The sequence below is a fragment of the Achromobacter sp. CF-sbj1-Ac2-l genome, assembly GCF_052698165.1.
In genome coordinates this window covers 4,403,223-4,422,410 of the sequence record NZ_CP199855.1, presented here as the reverse complement: position 1 = coordinate 4,422,410, position 19,188 = coordinate 4,403,223, and the positions used below count along the sequence as shown (strand labels likewise).

The window sequence follows — 19,188 nt, the reverse complement described above, 5'->3', positions numbered from 1 at the left end:
GCCGCGGTTGGCGATGCGGCCTTCAAGAGTGTTAGGATAATCCCATGGCCCTTCATTTAGATATCCACCCCGCGAATCCCCAACCGCGCCTGCTCAAGCAGGCCGCCCAATGGCTGAACGACGGGGGCCTGGTGGCGGTGCCCACCGATTCCAGCTACGCGGTGGTCGCGCGCCTGGACGACAAGAACGCCGCCGACGGCCTGCGCCGCCTGCGCGGCCTGGACGATCGCCATCATCTCACGCTGCTGTGCCGCGACCTGGCCGAGATCGGCCACTTCGCGCGCGTGGACAACCGCCAGTACCGCCTGCTCAAGGCCGCCACGCCGGGGCCCTGGACCTTCATCCTGGAAGCCACCAAGGAAGTGCCGCGGCGCGTCTCGCACCCGTCGCGCAAGACCATCGGCATCCGCGTGCCGGACCATGCCGTGATGCTGGGCCTGCTCGAACAGATGGGCGCGCCGCTGTTGTCCACCACGCTGATCCCGAAGGGCGAGTCCGACGCGCTGAATGACGCCGAGGCCATCCGCGAGCGTTACGACCACGAGCTGGCGGCCATCATCGACGCGGGCGCTTGCCCGCATTCGCCGACCACCGTGATCGACCTGACCGGCGACGACCCCGTCGTGGTGCGGGTGGGGCGCGGCGATCCGGCCACGCTGGGCCTGGCCTGAAACGGCTGACCATCCGTTCGCGCGGCGGCGCGCGCCGCCGGTCGTCGCCGGCGCGGGGCAGGGCGGGCGCCGCTGTGCATGTCGCCCCACTGTTCGTCACGCCGCTCCTCTACAATCCGCTTCGCCATGAATGACATCATCCAGACGATCGCGGTCTACGCGATACCGGTTATCTTCGCCATCACCCTGCACGAGGCGGCGCACGGCTACGTCGCGCGCATGTTCGGCGATCCGACCGCCTACCAGGCGGGCCGCATCAGCCTGAACCCGGCGCGCCACATCGACCCGATCGGCACGCTGCTGGTGCCGGCGGTGATCCTGCTGACTTCCAAGCTGCTGGGCAGCCCGGGCATGCTGTTCGGCTGGGCCAAGCCGGTGCCGGTGGATTTCGGCCGCCTGCGCCGTCCCAAGAAGGACATGCTGTGGGTGGCGCTGGCCGGTCCCGCCGCCAATCTGCTGATGGCGATCCTGTGGGTGTTTTCGCTGCGCCTGTTCCTCGAAACCGGCATGCAGGAAAGCTTCTGGTTCGAGATGGCGATGGCCGGCGTGCAGGTCAACCTGGTGCTGATGGCGTTGAACCTGCTGCCGATTCCGCCGCTGGATGGGGGACGCATCCTTTTCAGCCTGCTGCCCAACCGGCTGGCCTGGCAATACTCGAAAATCGAGCCGTATGGGCTGGTGATCGTCGTGGTGCTGCTGGTGACCGATGTGCTCTGGATATTGATGCGTCCGGTATTGGCTTTGGGAACGACGATCGTTCAGTGGTTCCTCTAGGATTTTGGCCAATATCCGTTAAACTCAGCGGTTTCACTGATTCTGGCCCTGGGGCATCCCGCCACGGGGCTCTGGAGCCCCTCATTTATGGCATCCCCTGCAACCGCCGCAGGCGTTAATTTCCAGGGCAGCATGGTGGCCCTCGTCACCCCGATGCAGCCCGATGGCAGCCTAGACTACGCCGCCTACCGGTCGTTGATCGACTGGCACATCCAGGAAGGAACCGATGCGCTGGTGGTGGTGGGCACCACCGGGGAGTCGCCGACGGTCTCCATGGAAGAGCATGCGGAACTGATCCGCGTGGCGGTCGAGCATGCCGCCGGCCGCATCCCGGTCATCGCGGGCGTGGGCGCCAACTCGACCGACGAAGCCATCCACCTCACGCGCCACGCCAAGGCGGTGGGCGCGCAGGCCGGCCTGTCGGTGGTGCCGTACTACAACAAGCCGTCGCAGGAAGGCCTGTACCGTCACTTCCGCGCCATCGCGGAAGCCGTCGACCTGCCGACCATCCTGTACAACGTGCCGGGCCGCACCGTGGCCGACATGAGCAACGAAACGGTGCTGCGCCTGGCGCAGGTGCCGGGCATCATCGGCATCAAGGACGCCACCGGCGACATCGGGCGCGGCGGCCTGCTGCTGCGCGAGGCGCCGGCCAGCTTCCAGGTGTTCAGCGGCGATGACCCCACCGCGGCCGCCCTGATCCTGCTGGGCGCGCGCGGCAACATCTCCGTCACCGCCAACGTCGCGCCCAAGCTCATGCGTGACTTGTGTGCCGCCGCCCTGGCGGGCAACGTGCCGAAGGTGCGTGAACTTAATGCGCATCTGGCCCGTCTGAACAAGGCTTTGTTCGTTGAAGCCAATCCTATTCCCGTCAAGTGGGCGCTGGCCGAAATGGGCCGCACCGCGCTGGGCTACCGGTTGCCGCTGGTGGAACTGGGCGCGTCGCACCACGAAACGGTGCGTCGCGCGCTCCAGGAAACGGGCCTGCTCTAAATATCGTGAGGATACGTATGAACAAGCGTCATGCCGGTTTGTCGGCATTGATGTCTCTGGTGTTGTTGGCCGGCTGCAGCGAGGTCAACCAATTCCTGGGCAATGAAGAATCCGTCAATTACAAAAGCGCCGTCACGCAACGTGGCGAGCCGCTGAGCATCCCGCCCGACCTGACCCAGGCCGCCAGCGATCCGCGCTACCGCGCGCCGGCGTCGGGCTCGACCACCTATTCGCAATTCCAGCAGCAGGGCCAGGCCCAGGCCAGCGCGCCCAAGGCCAGCAACGTGCTGCCCGGCCGCCAGGACATGCGCGTCGAGCGCGACGGCGACCTGCGCTGGCTGGTGGTCGACCGCGCGCCCGAGGACGTGTTCCCGCGCCTGGTCGACTTCTGGACCGAAAACGGCTTCACCGTCGCCAGCAACAATCCGGCCGCCGGCCTGATCGAGACCGATTGGGCGGAAAACCGCGCCAAGATCCCGGAAAGCTGGCTGCGCCAGGCCCTGGGCGCGGTGCTGGAATCGGCCTGGGACAGCGGCGAGCGCGAGAAATTCCGCACCCGCGTCGAACGCGTCAACGGCCACACCGAAATCTACGTCAGCCATCGCCAGATGCTGGAAAAGCGCGTCGGCAGCGACGGCTCGCAAGTGCAGTGGCAGAACGGCAAGGAAGACCCGGGCCTGAACGCCGCCATGCTGGCGCGCATGATGGTCTACCTGGGCACCGACGTCGACAACGCCCGCAAGCTGGTGCAGCAGGCGGAAGCCGCGCCGCAGAAGCCGGCGGTGCAGCAGGACGTCCGCGCGCAGGGCGCGGCCCTGATCGTCAGCGAATCGTTCGACCGCGCCTGGCGCCGTGTCGGCGTGGCGCTGGATGGCGGCGGCTTCTCGGTGGACGATCGCGATCGTTCGGCCGGCGACTACTTCGTGCGCTACGTCGACACCGACACGGGCGAGAAGATCGACCAGCCGGGCTTCTTCAGCCGCATGTTCTCGGGCGACAAGAAGGCCGAGGCGCCGCAGTACCGCATCCACCTGGTCGGCAGCGGCGAACAGACCACCGTCACGGTGCTGGACGCCAAGGGCGAACGCGACAACAGCGCCACCGCCCAGCGCCTGCTGAGCGTGCTGAAGGACAAGATGTAATTGCCGCGTATTCCGGCGGGCGCCACGGCGCCCGCACGGCTCCGGAAAAGGCCCTTCGCGGGCCTTTTTCTTTGCGCGCGGGGTCGGGGTATGCCGCGGCGGCGGCACGCGCGGGAACGGCGCCCGGCGGCGCACAAACAAAAACCCCGGCGCGGGGCCGGGGTTTCTGCTTGCCGTGATCAGCGCGGGGGTTGTTCGCTGATCAGGACGCGGGGGTGGTCGAGCCGCCCGGGGTGTTCGAACCGCCGCCAGGCGTGGTGCCAGGCGTCGGGGCCGGGGCCGGCGAGGTGGCCGGCGGCGTGCTCGAGGGCGCCGGGGCGGTGGCGCCCGGCGTGGGGTTGTTCGCGGGCGCCGGGGCATCTTCCTTCTTGTTGCACGCGCTGAGCGAGACCGCCAGCACCGAGGCAATAATCAAGGTTTTGCTCATCATTTTTAGACTCCTGTAGATGACGACTCTTGAAACCCCGTCAGGGGAAACCAGGATCCAGGCTACAGGAAGCCGTAAGCGATGCGAGTGTGAAAGTTAAAAAGGTCGCATCCCAACGGCAACAAACCTTTCCGCGCGGTGTGATGTCTTGCTTTATGTGACCCTGCGCATAGACCTCATTGCGTTCTGTGCAAGACGGATACGCGCAGGTTTCCGGATACTACGAGGCGACGTAATGGATCCAGCCGGAATCCAGCCAGTCCGCCAGGCATGAGCGGGCTTCGTCGGACAGGCGGGCGCAGGCCGGATCGGCGCAGTCCAGGCTGCGCGCGTCGGCCAGCTTGCAGAGCGCGGGCGCGGCCGGCGTCATGGCGGTTTCGCCGTTGATGAAGAGCTGCTTGCCGCGATAGAGCATGCGGCTGCGGCGATCCAGCACCAGCCTGCCGCTGGCGGGCCAGTCTTCTTCCAGATCCACGTCCAGGCCCTCGGGGCCGTCGAACACACTGAGGTTGCTCGGCTCGGTCAGCCAGCAGCCCAGGAAGCGCGAGGCCAGCGCGTCGTCGAAACGCAGCTTGCTGACGGTGTCGAGCGTGGCCTGCACCAGCGCATCCGGCACCTGCGCCGGCGTGGCCACGGCGGCCTGGGCCGGATCACGGTAGACAGCCGACAGCTTGGGGCCGGGCAGCGCCGGCTCGCCGTAGGGACCGCCCAGCAGGCCGACGCGCGCCATCACCTGATCGGCGGCGGCTTCGAGCAGGCCGCGCGCCAGCGTGGCCTGCGTGGGGGCGCGGAAACCGATGGAGATGGTCATGCAGCCATCGCCGGCGGCGATGCCGTCGTGCGCGGCCTGCGGCGGCAGGTAGAGCATGTCGCCCGGCGCCAGCACGGCCTGTTCCTCGGGCTGGAAATGGCTGAGGATCTTGAGCGGCAGGCCGGGTTCGAGCGACAGGTCTTTCTGGCGGCCGTAGCGCCATTCGCGCTCGCCGGCCGCCTGCAGCAGGAACACGTCGTAGCTGTCGAAGTGCGGGCCGACGCCGCCGCCGTGGCTGGCGATGCTGATCATCACGTCATCGAGCCGCGCGTCGGGAATGAAGCGGAACTGCTGCATCAGTTCGGCCGCGGCGTCGCTGTGCAGGTCGACGCTTTGCACCAGCAGGGTCCAGTCGCCTTCGTTGTCCTTGGGCAGGCGGGCGAAGGGGCCGTTTTCCATCTGCCATTCGCCATTCTCGCGCCAGATCAGACGCGATTCGACGTCGTCGCGGCGCGCCAGCTTCTTGATCGCGGCGATGGTCACCGGCGGCTTGAAGTCGGGGATGGCCTGGCGGATCAGCAGCGGCTTCTTCTGCCAGTAGCGGCGCATGAAGTCGTTGGGGCTCTGGTTGCCCAAGAGCGGCAGGGGATGGTCGAGGTTCATTGCAGGTGCTTCTTCAGGCGGTAGAGGGCGTCCAGCGCTTCGCGCGGGGTCAGGCTGTCGGGGTCGATGCCGGCGAGTTCCTCGCGCAGCGTGTCCAGCGCCTCGATGGCGTCGGCGCGGTCGGCTTCGGCATAGGCCTGCGCGTCGGCCTCGGCCGCGGCCGAGAACAGGCCGAGCTGCGGCGTGGGCGCGCCTTGCGCTTCGAGCCGTTCGAGTTCGCGGGTGGCCTGGCGGATCACGGCGGCGGGCACGCCGGCGCGCTGCGCCACCTGGATCCCGTAGCTGCGGCTGGCCGGGCCTTCGCGCACTTCGTGCAGGAACACGATGCCGCCGGCCGACTCGGCCGCGGCCAGGTGCACGTTGGCCGCAGCGGGCTGCTCGGCCGGCAGGCGCGTCAGTTCGAAGTAGTGGGTGGCGAACAGCGTCAGGGCGCGGTTGTGCGCCAGCAGGCGGCAGGCGATGGCCCAGGCCAGCGCCAGGCCGTCGTAGGTGGAGGTGCCGCGGCCGATCTCGTCCATCAGCACCAGGCTGTTGGGCGTGCTGGCCGCGAGAATGGCGGCGGCCTCGGTCATCTCCATCATGAAGGTCGAGCGTCCGCCGGCCAGATCGTCGGCGGCGCCGATGCGGGTGAAGATGCGGTCGATGCGGCCGACGCGGGCGCGCGCCGCCGGCACGAAGCTGCCGATGCGCGCCAGCAGCACGATCAACGCCACCTGCCGCATGTAGGTCGATTTACCGCCCATGTTGGGGCCGGTGATGAGCAGCATGCGGCGCGCCGGATCGAGCCGGCAACCGTTGGGCGTGAAGCGCTCGATGGCCTGCTCGACCACCGGATGGCGGCCGGCGTCGATGTCGATGTCGGCCTGCTCGGACAGTTCGGGGGCGATCCAGTCGTGGCGCCGCGCGTGCTCGGCCAATGCCGCCAGCGTGTCGAGTTCGGCCAGCGCGCCGGCGCAATCGGACAGCGGGCGCACGTGTTCGGCCAGCACGTCCAGCAGTTGCTCGAACAGCCATTTCTCGCGCGCCAGCGAGCGGTCCTGCGCCGACAGCACCTTGTCTTCCCAGGTCTTGAGTTCCGGGGTGATGTAGCGTTCGGCGTTCTTGAGCGTCTGGCGGCGGCGGTAGTCTTCGGGCACCTTGGCCGTCTGGCCCTTGGTGACCTCGATGTAGAAGCCGTGCACGCGGTTGAATTCGACGCGCAGGTTGCTGATGCCGGTGCGCTCGCGTTCGCGCGCTTCCAGTTGCACCAGGAAGTCGCCGCCGTCGGCGGCCAGGGCGCGCAGTTCGTCGAGTTCGGCGTCGAAGCCCGTGGCCAGCACGCCGCCGTCGCGGATCGCCACGGCCGGTTCGGGGGCGATGGCGCGCATCAGCAGGGCGGCCAGCGCCGGGTCCACCGACAGGTGCGAGATCAGGTCGTTCAGGCGCGGCGAGGCGGCCATCGGCGCGACCAGGTCGCGCAGCGCCGGCAGGGCTTGCAGCGCGTCGCGCAGGCTGGCCAGTTCGCGCGGGCGCACCGAGCGCAGCGCCAGCCGCGCGGCGATGCGTTCGATGTCGGGGAAGGCGTTGAGCGCGCCGCGCAGCGTCTCCAGCAGGCCGGCCGAACCGAAGGTCTGTTCGACGTCCATGCGGCCGGCCAGCAGCGTCGAGATGGCATGCTGGCGGGCCTGGGCCGGCGCGTTGTCGCGCAGCGGATGGTGCAGCCAGCGGCGCAGCAGGCGGCTGCCCATGGGCGTGCGGCAGCCGTCCAGCAGCGAGAACAGCGTGGGCGAATCCTCGCCCGACAGCGTCTGCGTCAGTTCGAGGTTGCGGCGCGTGACCGGATCGAGCAGCACGAACTGGCCGGGACGCTCGGCCGACAGGCTCTGCACGTGCGCCAGCGCCTGCGACTGGGTGCGGGCGGCGTAGCGCAGCAGCGCGCCGGCGGCGCAGATGCCGGCCGGCATGTCTTCGATGTCGAAGCCCGCCAGCGTGTCGGTCTTGAAGTGTGCCAGCAGGTGCGCGCGGGCGCCGTCGCTTTCGAAGTGCCAGTCGGGCACGCGCGAACGCGCGCCTTCGAACGGGAAGTCGAATTCGGCGCTGTCGGCGCAGACGATTTCGGCCGGCGCGATGCGGTGCAGCTCGGATTCGAGCTGCGCCGGCGCGCATTCGGTGACGCGGAAGTCGCCGCTGGCCAGGTTCAGCCAGGCCAGCCCGGCGCGCGGCGCGCGGGCGTTGCCGGTGACGAACACCGCGGCCAGCGCGCGGTCGGCCTTGGCCGGCAGCAGCGCGTCGTCGGTCAACGTGCCGGGGGTGACGATGCGCACGATGCGGCGCTCGACCGGGCCCTTGGAGGCCGCGGGATCGCCGATCTGTTCGCAGATGGCGACGGACTCGCCCATCGCCACCAGCCGCGCCAGGTACTGTTCCATCGCGTGCACCGGCAACCCGGCCATGGGGATGGGCGTGCCGTTGGACGAGCCGCGCTTGGTCAACGTCAGGTTGAGCAGCCGCGCGCCGCGTTCCGCGTCTTCATAGAACATTTCATAGAAGTCGCCCATGCGATAGAACAGCAGCAAGGGGCCGGCCTCCGCTTTCAGGCGGAGGTATTGCTGCATCATGGGGGTGTGGCCCGCGTGGGCCTCGGCGGCGGTGGTCTGTGTTGCGGAATTCATGCCCGTGATTGTATCGGGCCGGGGCGGGGCGGGGGAGCGGAGGCGGAGGGTGGCGCGGCGTCGCCCGGCCGGGTTGCCGGGCGCGGGAACTTTCAGGCCAGGAAGGGCAGCAGGACGATGCCGTGGACCAGCACGAAAATGCCGACGAGGCTCATGGAACCGCGCGTATCAGTACAACGTGCTGGCCACGCGCGCCGGCAGGTCGCGGTCGTAGGCCGCGCCATCGAAGGTGCCAGCGGTCAGGTCGGACAGCATGCGGCCGACGCTGGGCAGCGCCGCGCGCGGGATCTGGGTGGCGGGGTCCCACAGCCGCGAGCGCAGCAGGGCGCGCGAGCATTGGAAGAACACTTTCTGCACGTCGACGATCAGGACCGAGCGCGGCTGCTTGCCGTCCATCTCGAACCGTTGCAGCAGCGCCGGGTCGACGCTGATGCGCGCGGTGCCGTTCACGCGCAGCGTTTCGTTGACGCCGGGAATCAGGAACAGCAGCGCCACGCGCGGCTCGGCCAGGATGTTGCGCAGGCTGTCGATGCGGTTGTTGCCGCGCCGGTCCGGCAGCAGCAGGGTTTTTTCATCTTCGACCACGACGAAACCGGCGGGATCGCCGCGCGGCGACACATCCAGACCGTCCGGGCCCGAGGTGGCCAGCGCCGCGAACGGCGCGGCCTCGATGAAGGCGCGATAGTGCGGGTGGACGTGGTCCACTTCCTTCTTCAGGGAGGCTTCGCCCGGTTCGCCATACAGGGCCTGCAGGGCGGCGGGGTCGGTGATGAGGTGGGCGGTGTCCAGGGGCATGGCGAAGGCTCGGTGGGTCTGCGCGGATACTAGCGATTCCCGCTGCCTGTGACAACCTGCGCGCGGCGCGCCGCGTACACGTCCCCCGGGGAAGGCGAAGCGCCGTTCAGCCTTCCTGGCCGTAGCCGAAAGGCCAGCGGCGGCGGGTGGGTTCGGGCTTGGCGGTGTCTTCTTGCATGTTTTTCTCCGTAGGTTGCATTGGGGAAAATTCTATTTCCCCAGATGTAACAGCATTGCAAGGGATGGTTAGCACTCGCTTGGGGGCGGCGCCGGGGCGAAGCGCTGCCATGGAACGGCTCCTAGTCGGCCGCGAACAGCGTGACCTGGCGCTCGAGCGCGTAGGTGGCGCGGTAGCTGGCGGGCGTGGCGCCGCGGTCGATCAGCAGCAGGCCGTCGCGTTCGGCGGCGGCCAGGACCTCGCGCAGCTTCTGGCCGCCTTCGAGGCCGGTGGCTTCGCACAGGCGGTCCAGCGGCAGGTAGTCGCCGTTCTTGACGCCGGACAGTCGCGGAAAGGCGCTGAGCCAGATGCTGCGGCTGGGCGGGGAGTTGATCAGACTGGTCATGGGGCGGGGTTCCCTTGCGGTCGGATGACTGTATGGATGAACAGTATATCTGAACGTCGGACCGAGTCCCGCTGGGTATGTCGCACCGCTGCCGGCATGCCGCGCGGGGGGCGCTAGCCGGCCGCGCCGGTGTGGGCCAGCAGACATGCCACCAGCGCGTCGAAGACCGCCTTGCAGCGGGGGCTGGCGCGCAGGTCTTCGTGCATGGTGATCCAGGTTTCCAGCTTGAAAGCGGCCTGCTCCGGCAGCAAGCGCACCAACTGTTTGTCGCGGCGCGCGAGCGCCACCTGGCACACGCCGATGCCGGCGCCGGCCCGGATCAGCGCCAGTTGCGCCAGGTCGCTGTCGGCGCGCAGGGCGAAGCGGTCGCGGACCCAGGGGATCGGAAAGCGCTTGCTGGCGCCGCGCAGGAACGGCGTCTCGGTGTCGTAGCCGATCAGGGCGTGGCCGGCCAGGTCGGCCGGCGCGGTGGGCGTGCCGCAGCGGCGCAGATAATCCTTGCGGGCGTACAGACCGATCTCGACGTGGCCGACCGGGCGCGCGATCAGTTGTTCCTGCCTGGGCGGGGCCATGCGCACGGCGATGTCGGCTTCGCGCAGCAGCAGGTTCTGCACGCGGTTGGTGGGCGCCAGTTCGACGGTCAGGCGCGGGTGTTCCTGGCGCAGGCGCGCGAGCGCCGGGGGCAGCACTTCGATGCCGATGACTTCGCTGGCCGAGACCCGCACGGTGCCGGCGACGCCGGGGCCTTGCGCGGCGGCCGCGCGTTCCAGGGCGGCGGCGTGGCTGTGCATGGCCTCGGCATAGCCGCGCAGCGACTGCGCGGCGTCGGTGGCCAGCAGGCCGGTCTGCGAGCGGGTGAACAGAACCTGCCCGAGCGCGCGCTCGAGCGCCGCGATGTGGCGGCCCACCGTGGGCTGGGTGATGCCGAGCGCGCGCGCGGCGCCTGACAGCGAGCCCTCGGCGAGCACGGCGAGAAAGCTGCGGTAGAGTTCCCAGCCGATCGGTTTGGTCATGCATAAATGTATAGCTGCGAGGCTAGGTTCGGCAATTTATTTTGTGCAGCGCCAGCGCCAGAATGGTCGCCATGGATTCACGGGAGATGACCATGACGACGATCGAATCGGGCCGGCCGGGCACCGCGCTGGTATTGGGCGCCACCGGCGGGGTGGGCGGGGAGGCGGCGCGCCAGTTGCGTGACGCCGGTTGGGGCATCCGTGCCCTGGCGCGCGGGCTGGCGACGGAAACGGCGCAGCGCGACGGCATGACGTGGCTGCGCGGCGACGCCATGAACCGCCAGGACGTGGCGCGGGCGGCGCTGGGATGCGAGGTGATCGTGCATGCGGTCAATCCGCCCGGCTACCGCCGCTGGGGCGAGTTGGTGCTGCCGATGATCGACAACACCATCGCGGTGGCGACCGCCCAGGGCGCGACCATCGTGCTGCCGGGCACGATCTACAACTATGGACCGGACGCCTCTGTACTGCTGCGCGAGACCTCGCCGCAGCATCCGTTGACGCGCAAGGGCGCGATCCGGGTGGAGCTCGAACGCCGCCTGCAGGTCGCCAGCGCGCATGGCGCGCGCGCCGTGGTGCTGCGGGCCGGCGATTTCTTCGGGCCTGGCGCCGGCAACAACTGGTTCTCGCAGGCGCTGGTCAAGCCGGGCCGGCCGTTGACGCGGGTCAGCGTGCCGGGCGCGCCGGGCGTGGGGCATCAATGGAACTACCTGCCGGACGTGGGCCGGGCGCTGGTCGAGCTGCTGGCGCGGCGCGAAGCGCTGGCGCCGTTCGCGGCGTTCCACATGGCTGGGCATTGGGATGCGGACGGCACGCGGATGGCCGCGGCGATCGTGCGGGTGGCGCGCCGCCACGGGGCCGAGCCGCGGGTGGGCGCGTTTCCATGGTGGCTGCTGCGGCTGGCGGCGCCGTTCTCGGAGACGCTGCGCGAGATGATGGAGATGCGGTACCTGTGGCGCCAGCCGCTGCGCATGGACAACACGCGCCTGGTCGGCGTGCTGGGCGCCGAACCGCATACGCCGCTGGACGAGGCGGTGGCGGCGACGCTGCGCGGGCTGGGATGCCTGCCGCAAACGCCGCCGCCAACGCCCGCCGCCTGATGCGGGTTCCGGCGCGCGCGACTTGCTGGCGCCGGACCGCGCCATGCACAATGGCGCCACGCGGCCGTTCGCAGCGCCGCGGGAGCGCCCGATGCCTGATTTACCCTTTCCCGCCACGCTGGATGCCAGCGAACGCGTGACCATCGCCCACGGTTCCCACCGCGCCGAGTTCGCGCCGGGCGGGGGCGGGCGCCTGACCCGCCTGTCGACGGGCGAGCATGACTGGATCGTGCCGCTGGTCGAGAACGGCTGGCCGCCGGCGCAATGGCCGCGCGCCGGGTCGTATCCGCTGACGCCCTACTCGAACCGGGTGCGCGACGGCGTGTTCACCTTCGCGGGCGCGCGGCATGTGCTGGAATCGCTGCCCGGTCGGCCGCAGGCGATCCATGGCGGCGGCCTGTACCAGCCCTGGCAGGTGCGCCACCTGGCCGATGACGCGGTCGACCTGGTGCTGCAACAGCCGGCCGGCGTGCTGGGCTGGCCGTGGCCGTATGAGTGCGTGCAGCGCTACAGGCTGGATTCGCGCGGGCTGTCGCTGACGCTGCTGATGATCAACCAGGGCGAGACGCCGATGCCGTTTGGCTGCGGCATCCATCCGTATTTCACCGCGCCGCGGGTGGCGTTGCATGCGCGGCGCATCTGGCCGGCCGACGCCGACGGCCTGCCCGGCGCCAGCCAGACGGTCCATGTGCGCGAGCTGGGCCAGTCGGCCGAGGGTTGCGATACCTATCTGTCGCAATGGGGCGGACGCGCCACGCTGCACTGGCCGGACGGGCACGAACTGGCGTTGCACGCCGATGCGGCCTTTGCGCACCTGGTGGTCTACACCGCGCCGGGCGCTGATTTCCTGTGCGTGGAGCCGGTGACCAACGTGGCCGATGCCTTCAACCTTGCGGCGGCGGGCGAGACTCGCGCCGGCCTGCAGGTGCTGGCGCCGGGAGAGCGCTTCAGCGCGACGCTGTTGCTGGCGCTGCGGCCGCCGCGCGGCGCGCGTTGAGGCCGGCGGCCATGCCGCTGGCAACGGTCGGACGCTCCGGCGATAATCCGGCAAAACCCAATCCAGGAGTCGTTACGTGAAAAAGCTCAGCACCGAACAATTGCAGGCGGCGGCCGAGACGCTGCGCCGGGTGCAGGCCAGGCTGGCCCGTTCGGGCAGCCTGCCGCTGGAGCCGACCATCTATGCCAGCGCCAAGGGCTTTCGCCGCGCCGTGCCCGACTACGTCTGGTCGTGGCTGTCGGGCCTGCTGGCGCCGCACAAGAGCCTGTCGGCCTGGATGGACGCGCACCAGCCGGGCTGGCGCGAAGGCAAGATTCCGGCGGCGGTGGTCTACGCGCGCACCGAGAACGGCTGGTTCGACTGGCTGATCGCGCAACTGGAAGAGGAAATCCGCGACCCGCACGCTCGCGCCAAGCGCGGCGGAAACGCCTGATCCGGGCCGGCAGGCCGGGCAAGGAGGCGGCGCGATTGCGGACGGCTATGTCCGCACTCTCGCGCCCGCCGGCCTCTTTTTCACGGCACCGGGCCGGGCCATAGTGTTGCCTGTTTTTCACCACAGGAGCCGACATGGCCTTTCCCGATTCAGCCGCCTTCAAGCCCGCGCCGGATGGCACGGTATTCATCGTCAATGTGATCCATGCCCACCCAGGCCGGCAGGAGGACGCCTTCCGCGCTATCCAGGACGTGGTGCATTACGTCGCGCGCACCAAGCCCGGCTTTCTCTGGAGCAACCTGGCCAAGAGCACGGACGGCAAGACCGTGGTGAACATCGAGGCGATCTCGGGGGCGGGAAAGGTCGATGAGTTCTTTTCCGATCCGGTGTTCGTGGAGAAATTCCGCAAGCTCGATGCGGTATCGACCAGCGAATTCCACACCTATCAGGTCGACGACCTGGTGCTGCCCGGGCTGCGCGCGGCCTGAGCCGGTCGGGGCAGGCGTCAGGCGCGGGCCCGCGAGCGCGCCGCGCGCAGACGCCGCGCCACCAGCACCAGCAGTTCCTGCACCGCGGCCACCAGCAGTGCGGCCAGGATCGAGCCCAGCACCAGCGCGTCCCACAGGCGCGGCGGACCGACGCGGAACTGGATGGTGTCGAACACCAGCCCGGCGGTGATGCCGGCGACGATGACGGCCTTCCAGCCCTGCAGTGGCACCAGCCGCAGCATCAGCAAGGCGACCGCCACCATGCCCCAGAGCATGGGTTCCAGCGCTTGGTCGAACAGGTGAGAAATCAGAGCCAACTCCCGAAAGCGCGGCGGCGGGCTGGCAGCCCGCGTCGCGCAGTCGAGTTTTTACCGCTTTCTCCGCTGTAATGCGAGACGCCCGTCCCGTTCTTTTCGTCGGAACGGGCGGGGGCGGGTCAGAAGCCTTCCAGCACCACCTTGCCGCGCGCCTTGCCGCTCTCGATGAAGGCGTGGGCGCGGCGCAGGTTTTCGGCGTTGATGCGGCCGTAGTGCTCGCCCAGCGTGGTGCGCAGGGTGCCGTTGTCGATCAGCCGCGCGGCCTGGTTCAACAGCTCGTGCTGGGCGATCAGGTCGGGCGTGTTGTGCAGCGGCCGGGCGAACATGAATTCCCAGTGCAGCGAGGCCGACTTGCCCTTGAGCAGGCGCACGTCGATGGCGGACGGATCGTCGATCAGCGCGATCCTGCCCTGCGGCGCGATGGCTTCGGCCAGTTGCGGGAAATGCTGGTCGGTCTGGGTCAGGCCGGCGATGAAGCTGACCTGCGGATGGCCGATGCGCTTGAGCTCCTCGGCCAGCGGGCGGGTGTGGTCGATGACGTGATGGGCGCCCAGCTCGGTGACCCAGGCCTGGGTCTCGGGCCGCGAGGCGGTGCCGATGATGGTCAGGCCGGTCAACTGGCGCGCCAGTTGCACCAGGATCGAGCCGACGCCGCCGGCCGCGCCGACCACCAGCAGGGAGCCCTGGCTGGGCGCGGCGTTGTCCAGCACGCGCAGGCGGTCGAACAGCAGTTCCCACGCGGTGATGGTGGTCAGCGGCAGCGCGGCGGCCTGGGCGAAATCCAGGCTCTGCGGCATGCGGCCGACGATGCGCTCGTCGACCACGTGCAGTTCGCTGTTGGCGCCGGGGCGGGTCAGGGCTCCGGCGTACCAGACGCGGTCGCCGGGCGCGAACAGGCTGGTCTTGGCGCCCACGGCGCGCACGATGCCGGCGGCGTCCCAGCCGATGATTTCTGGCTGGCCGTCCTTGGGCTTGCGGTTGGCGCGGATCTTCACGTCCACCGGGTTGACGGAAATGGCTTTGACTTCGACCAGCAAGTCGTGGTCGCCGGGCACGGGCTCGGGCGCGGTGATGTCCTGCAGCGATTGCGGATCGGTGGCGGGCAGGTTCTGGAAGTAGGCGATGGCTTTCATGGGGGATCTCGGAACGGGAAAAAGGGATCAGGCGATGGTGCGGACCACGCCGCCATCGACGCGCAGGGCGGCGCCGTTGGTGGCCGAGGACTGGCGCGAGCAGGTGTAGACGACCATGTTGGCCACTTCCTCCACCGTCGCCAGCCGGCGCAGCAGCGAGCTGGGACGATGCTGGGCGATGAAGTCGCGTTCTATCTGTTCTTGTGGCAGGCCTTGTTCCCTGGCCATTTCGGCGAAGAAGTCGACCACGCCTTCGGAGCGCGTCGGGCCGGGCAGCACGGCGTTGACGGTCACGCCGCTGCCGGCGGTCAGCTCCGCCAGGCCGCGCGAGACGCCCAGCAGCGCGGTCTTGCTGACGCCGTAATGGATCATCTCGGCGGGAATGTGCAGCGCCGATTCGCTGGAGATGAAGACGATGCGGCCCCAGTCGGCGGCCAGCATGCGCGGCAGGTAATAGCGCGACAGGCGCACGCCGCTCATGACGTTGGTGTCGAGCATGTAGCGCCAGTCGTCGTCGGTGATCTCGGTGAAGGACTTGGGCGCGAAGTAGCCGGCGTTGTTGACCAGGATGTCGACGTCGGGATGGGCGGCGCAGATCGAGGCGGCGCCGTCGGCGGTGGACAGGTCGGCCTGCACGGTGTGGACCTGGGCGCCCGGATGCTGGCGCGCGACGGCATCGGCGGCCTGCTTGAGCTTGTCGGCGTTGCGGCCGTGCAGCACGACCTGGGCGCCGGCCTCGGCCAGGCCCTGGGCGATGGCCAGGCCGATGCCGCCGGATGAGCCGGTGACCAGGGCCTTCTTGCCGTCGAGTTCGATTTTCATGGGGGACTCCAAAAGCGTGGGGGTGACGCCATCATTACCCAGTGGCGGATGCGGAAAAACCGGCTAGCATCGGACTCAGTTTCAATGAATTTTTGAAAATGAGCCCGTCATGGTTCGATTTGAAGACCTGCGCATCTTTGTGGCGGCGGCGGATCACGGCAGTTTTTCGGCTGCCGCGCGCGAGCTGGACCTGACGCCGGCGGTGGCCAGCGCCGCGCTCAAGCGGCTCGAACTGTCGCTCGAAACCCGCCTGTTCGTGCGCTCGACGCGCAGCCTGCGGCTGACCGGCGACGGCGAGCGCTACCTGGAATACGCGCGCGCCGCGCTGTCGAGCCTGCAGGCCGGCCAGAGCGCGCTGGCGCGCGACAAGACGGCGATCTCCGGCACGCTGTCGGTGTCGATTCCGTCGGACCTGGGCCGCCATGTGCTGCTGCCCTGGCTGGACGAATTCCAGCAGCGCCATCCGCGCGTGAACTTCCAGGTGCGCATCAGCGACCGCCTGGCCGACCTGTACCGGCAGCCGGTCGATATCGCGCTGCGCTACGGCACGCCCGGCGATTCGGGCCTGGTGGCGCTGCCGCTGGGCGAGCACAACCGCCGCGTCGTGTGCGCCGCGCCGGCCTATTTCGCGCGCCACGGCATGCCGCGCACCCCCGCCGACCTGCGCCGCCATAACTGCCTGTGCTTCGTGCTGGGCGAGTCCCTGCACGACCGCTGGGCCTTCGAGCACGAGGGCGACGCGGTGACCGTGCCGGTCAAGGGCGACCGTGTTGGCGACGACGGCGACCTGGTGCGGCGCTGGGCGCTGGCCGGTCACGGCGTGGCCTACAAGTCGCGCTACGACGTGCTGGCCGATCTGCGCGCCGGGCGGCTGGTGCAGGCCTTGCCCGACTATATCGGCGAACCGTCGCCGCTGTACCTGCTGTGCGTGCACCGCATGCTGCTGTCGCCCGCGGTCAAGCGCCTGCGTGAATTCCTGCAGACGCGCCTGCGGGAGTTCGAGGCCGGCGCCACGCCGTGACCGCCAAGCCGCTCAGTGATGGGCGGCGGCGCGGTTGGCGGCGCGGGTGCGCGCGGCTTTCTTGGCGGCGGCCGAGCGTCCCGCCGCGCCCTTGGTGGCGGCGGCCTTTTTCGCGGCGGCCGAACGATCCGCCGCCGTGCGCCGGCTGGCCGTCTTGGACGCATGGCGCGACAGGGCGGACTTGGACGCCGGCTTGGCGCTTTCACGCTTGAGGGCGCGGGTGGTGGCGCGGGCGCGCGTGGCGGATTTTGCTTGGCCGTCGTGCGCCGCCTCGCTGTCCTGCTTGGCCTTGCGGCGGGTGGCCGCGCCGGCCTTCTTGGGCGAGGGCAGGTCGACGCCGGCGCGGCGCGCCTTCGACAGGCCGATGGCGATTGCCTGCTTGGTCGAGCGCACGCCGTGCTTGCCTTCGCGCACGTGGTCGATTTCCTCGCGCACGAATTCGCCCGCTTGGGTGGATGGGGACTTGCCTTGCTTCTTGTCGCGCGCGGCGCGTTGCAGCGTTTTCCGTTCAGGCATGACAACCTCCTGGCTTGCGTTTCAGAAGCGAGACCGCGACGTGGGCGAGGCCGCGCCGACGGAACTCGTAACACCACTCTATGCCCCACGCGGTATCCTGTGTGTTCGAATGGATTGCCGGTCGTAAGCGCCGGAACCCCGCGCGCGGCCGACGATTCGCAACGCTTCCCCCTCAAAGGAGACAAGCCATGTCGAATCATGTCTACAAGCAGATCGAACTGGTGGGCTCGTCCACCAAGTCCACCGACGATGCGATCAGCAAGGCCATCGAACGCGCGTCCGAAACGCTACGCCACCTGGATTGGTTCGAGGTCACCGAGGTGCGCGGCCACATCAAGGACGGCAAGGTGGCGCACTGGCAGGTCGGCCTGAAGATCGGCATGCGGCTGGAGGATGGCGACGTCTAGCGCCGCCGAGGCGCGATGGCGAGCGCCCGGCATTGACGCGGCGGGCGCGACGCGTCCGCGGCGCTGCTCCTTTTTTGAGCGGTCCTTGCAAGTGCTTGTCGGATAAGATTTTTTTCGGCTTGTCATGAGACTGTTCAGAGGTTTGTCCACATCCGGTGGGGACAAATGCGAGACGGGGCGGGCGGGCGCGGCGCATCACGTAGCTGGCGCGGCCGGCGCACGGCGCCTGAGCGTTTATTGCCCGCCTGGCGCAAGGCCTTGGCGGTAAAGGGATTTTTGCGGCTGCCCGCAGGCTGTCCTCAGCCTTATCCACATTTCCCGGGGACAACCCGAGGCCTTTTCGGGCCGTCCTGGGCCTTTCTTGATCAGCCCTTGCAGGTGCTTGATGTGCAAGGGAAAAGCCGAGCTGCCCTCATCCTGTCCTCATGCTTGTCCACAGAATGCTGGGACAAATGCACATGGCGGCGCGGATGCTGGCGGCAGGCGCGGGATGCGTCCGCAGGGCGGTGGATAAGTGTCCTGGGAATCGGCCAAACGGTCGATTGCGCATTTTTTGATCGGCACTCGCAAGTGCCTGGCATGACAGGTTTTTTCGCACCTGCCCCACACCTGTCCTCAAGCTTCTCCACAGTTGGCGGGGATATTGTTGGCCCCCACGCGGCGCGCACTGCGTGCGCTTGCTGCCCTCCGAGGGGGCTGCCCGGCCTTCGGGCGGACGGGCGGCTATTTTTTGGGGCGGTGTTGGTGGGCAGGGGGCTTGTCGCCTGTTGAGGTGAGGCGAAGGGAATTATTTGGGAGCGGGGGCGCTTTATCCACAAAAAAAGCCCCCCGGCTTGGCGGGGGGCGTGATCGCCCGGAGGTAGACGGGCGATCGGTTGCCGGGCGGGCAGGCGCCCTTGGCCCGGCAGCGGCGGCAATCAGGCGTTGAACTTCTTGACCCAGTCGACGTAGCGGTCGATCCAGCCCTGAAGGAACTTGCGCGTGCCTTCGTTGGTGATGTTGTACTGGTCGTCGACCAGGCCATCGGTGTACTGCAGGAAGACTTCCGGCGTGGTCAGGGCGTTGGCGCCTTCGGCGGCCAGGATGTTGCGCAGGTGCTGCTGCATCAGGGCGGTGCCGGCGGCGCTGGGCGAGGTGCCCAGGATGCCCACGGCCTTGCCGGCCCACGAATTCTGGCCCCACGGACGGGTGCCCCAGTCGATGGCGTTCTTGATGGCGGCGGGCACCGAGCGGTTGTGCTCGGGCGAGACGAACAGGATGCCCTGGGCATCGAGGATCTGCTGCTTGAGCTTGGCCGCGGGCGCGGGCAGGTTGTTCTCGTTGTCCTGGTTGTACAGCGGCACGTCGCCCAGGCTGACGTAGTCGAACTTGAAGTCCGCGGGAACCAGTTTTTCCAGCGCGCGCGCCAGGCGCAGGTTGATCGATGCGGCGCGCAGGCTGCCGACGAAGACGGCGATCTTGTAGGTGCTCATGAGGCGGGGCTCCTGGGTCGGGGGAAAGCCCAGTGTAGA

The 19,188-nt window shown here is 68.9% G+C and carries 21 protein-coding genes; 10 read left to right on the top strand and 11 right to left on the bottom strand.

What is annotated here, in order from left to right:
* The first annotated feature begins 44 nt into the window (after positions 1 to 44).
* The 4 genes from ACUDCK_RS20090 (at position 45) to bamC (ending at position 3,580) form a co-directional block, all read left to right on the top strand.
* Positions 45 to 671 (top strand): L-threonylcarbamoyladenylate synthase, encoded by a 627-nt coding sequence (locus tag ACUDCK_RS20090; protein ID WP_054503128.1) that lies wholly within the window; start codon positions 45 to 47, stop codon positions 669 to 671.
* 126 nt (positions 672 to 797) lie between these two features.
* Complete coding sequence (locus ACUDCK_RS20085; protein WP_054503127.1) at positions 798 to 1,445, top strand: site-2 protease family protein; 648 nt, start codon at positions 798 to 800, stop codon at positions 1,443 to 1,445.
* A gap of 87 nt (positions 1,446 to 1,532) precedes the next feature.
* Complete coding sequence (gene dapA / locus ACUDCK_RS20080) at positions 1,533 to 2,438, top strand: 4-hydroxy-tetrahydrodipicolinate synthase (RefSeq protein WP_054503126.1); 906 nt, start codon at positions 1,533 to 1,535, stop codon at positions 2,436 to 2,438.
* A 17-nt stretch (positions 2,439 to 2,455) separates the two neighbouring features.
* Entirely contained in the window at positions 2,456 to 3,580 is a 1,125-nt protein-coding gene (gene bamC, locus ACUDCK_RS20075) for an outer membrane protein assembly factor BamC (protein ID WP_144654652.1), read from the top strand.
* 202 nt (positions 3,581 to 3,782) lie between these two features.
* On the opposite strand, the gene ACUDCK_RS20070 is transcribed toward bamC, so the two are convergent.
* The 6 genes from ACUDCK_RS20070 to ACUDCK_RS20045 form a co-directional block, all read right to left on the bottom strand.
* Entirely contained in the window at positions 3,783 to 4,010 is a 228-nt protein-coding gene (locus tag ACUDCK_RS20070) for an endopeptidase (RefSeq protein WP_081273424.1), read from the bottom strand.
* 217 nt (positions 4,011 to 4,227) lie between these two features.
* Positions 4,228 to 5,421, bottom strand: coding sequence for a ribosomal protein uL16 3-hydroxylase (locus ACUDCK_RS20065; protein WP_054503124.1), 1,194 nt, complete (start codon positions 5,419 to 5,421; stop codon positions 4,228 to 4,230).
* Positions 5,418 to 8,072, bottom strand: a complete 2,655-nt coding sequence (gene mutS / locus ACUDCK_RS20060; protein ID WP_244976807.1) for a DNA mismatch repair protein MutS — start codon at positions 8,070 to 8,072, stop codon at positions 5,418 to 5,420. The genes ACUDCK_RS20065 and mutS overlap by 4 nt, the downstream gene beginning before the upstream one ends.
* A 168-nt stretch (positions 8,073 to 8,240) precedes the next feature.
* A complete protein-coding gene (locus tag ACUDCK_RS20055; protein ID WP_054503122.1) occupies positions 8,241 to 8,867 on the bottom strand; it encodes a pyridoxamine 5'-phosphate oxidase family protein in 627 nt (208 codons plus the stop codon).
* 299 nt (positions 8,868 to 9,166) lie between these two features.
* The gene (locus ACUDCK_RS20050) at positions 9,167 to 9,430 is read right to left on the bottom strand and encodes a hypothetical protein (protein WP_054503121.1); all 264 of its coding nucleotides are present in this window, start codon (positions 9,428 to 9,430) and stop codon (positions 9,167 to 9,169) included.
* A gap of 113 nt (positions 9,431 to 9,543) precedes the next feature.
* Positions 9,544 to 10,443 (bottom strand): LysR family transcriptional regulator, encoded by a 900-nt coding sequence (locus tag ACUDCK_RS20045; protein ID WP_064524201.1) that lies wholly within the window; start codon positions 10,441 to 10,443, stop codon positions 9,544 to 9,546.
* Positions 10,444 to 10,535: 92 nt separating this feature from the next.
* On the opposite strand from ACUDCK_RS20045, the gene ACUDCK_RS20040 reads away from it, so the two are divergent.
* From ACUDCK_RS20040 to ACUDCK_RS20025, 4 genes are all read left to right on the top strand, one after another.
* Positions 10,536 to 11,543, top strand: coding sequence for an NAD-dependent epimerase/dehydratase family protein (locus tag ACUDCK_RS20040; RefSeq protein WP_064524394.1), 1,008 nt, complete (start codon positions 10,536 to 10,538; stop codon positions 11,541 to 11,543).
* Positions 11,544 to 11,634: 91 nt separating this feature from the next.
* On the top strand, positions 11,635 to 12,540 hold the full coding sequence (locus ACUDCK_RS20035) for an aldose epimerase family protein (RefSeq protein WP_054503303.1): 906 nt from the start codon (positions 11,635 to 11,637) through the stop codon (positions 12,538 to 12,540).
* Positions 12,541 to 12,616: 76 nt separating this feature from the next.
* Complete coding sequence (locus tag ACUDCK_RS20030; protein ID WP_175166604.1) at positions 12,617 to 12,973, top strand: hypothetical protein; 357 nt, start codon at positions 12,617 to 12,619, stop codon at positions 12,971 to 12,973.
* A gap of 134 nt (positions 12,974 to 13,107) precedes the next feature.
* Positions 13,108 to 13,461, top strand: a complete 354-nt coding sequence (locus ACUDCK_RS20025) for an antibiotic biosynthesis monooxygenase (RefSeq protein ID WP_054503118.1) — start codon at positions 13,108 to 13,110, stop codon at positions 13,459 to 13,461.
* Positions 13,462 to 13,478: 17 nt separating this feature from the next.
* Here ACUDCK_RS20025 and ACUDCK_RS20020 read toward each other — a convergent pair whose 3' ends face one another.
* The 3 genes from ACUDCK_RS20020 to ACUDCK_RS20010 form a co-directional block, all read right to left on the bottom strand.
* Positions 13,479 to 13,778: a hypothetical protein gene (locus tag ACUDCK_RS20020; protein ID WP_244976808.1), complete on the bottom strand. Its 300-nt coding sequence runs from the start codon at positions 13,776 to 13,778 to the stop codon at positions 13,479 to 13,481.
* Between the two features lie 119 nt (positions 13,779 to 13,897).
* Positions 13,898 to 14,911 (bottom strand): zinc-binding alcohol dehydrogenase family protein, encoded by a 1,014-nt coding sequence (locus tag ACUDCK_RS20015; protein ID WP_054503116.1) that lies wholly within the window; start codon positions 14,909 to 14,911, stop codon positions 13,898 to 13,900.
* A gap of 27 nt (positions 14,912 to 14,938) precedes the next feature.
* Positions 14,939 to 15,733 carry an SDR family NAD(P)-dependent oxidoreductase gene (locus tag ACUDCK_RS20010; RefSeq protein ID WP_175166605.1) on the bottom strand — a complete coding sequence of 265 codons (795 nt, stop codon included), beginning with the start codon at positions 15,731 to 15,733 and terminating at the stop codon, positions 14,939 to 14,941.
* Between the two features lie 109 nt (positions 15,734 to 15,842).
* Here ACUDCK_RS20010 and ACUDCK_RS20005 point away from each other — a divergent pair, with 109 nt between their 5' ends.
* Positions 15,843 to 16,754, top strand: coding sequence for a LysR family transcriptional regulator (locus ACUDCK_RS20005; protein ID WP_175166606.1), 912 nt, complete (start codon positions 15,843 to 15,845; stop codon positions 16,752 to 16,754).
* Between the two features lie 12 nt (positions 16,755 to 16,766).
* On the opposite strand, the gene ACUDCK_RS20000 is transcribed toward ACUDCK_RS20005, so the two are convergent.
* Positions 16,767 to 17,270 (bottom strand): DUF6496 domain-containing protein, encoded by a 504-nt coding sequence (locus ACUDCK_RS20000; protein ID WP_175166607.1) that lies wholly within the window; start codon positions 17,268 to 17,270, stop codon positions 16,767 to 16,769.
* Between the two features lie 188 nt (positions 17,271 to 17,458).
* Between ACUDCK_RS20000 and ACUDCK_RS19995 the strand changes: the two genes are divergently transcribed.
* Positions 17,459 to 17,677, top strand: a complete 219-nt coding sequence (locus tag ACUDCK_RS19995; protein WP_006386517.1) for a dodecin — start codon at positions 17,459 to 17,461, stop codon at positions 17,675 to 17,677.
* A 917-nt stretch (positions 17,678 to 18,594) separates the two neighbouring features.
* Here ACUDCK_RS19995 and ACUDCK_RS19990 read toward each other — a convergent pair.
* A complete protein-coding gene (locus ACUDCK_RS19990) occupies positions 18,595 to 19,149 on the bottom strand; it encodes an NADPH-dependent FMN reductase (protein WP_049072898.1) in 555 nt (184 codons plus the stop codon).
* Positions 19,150 to 19,188 lie beyond the last annotated feature (39 nt).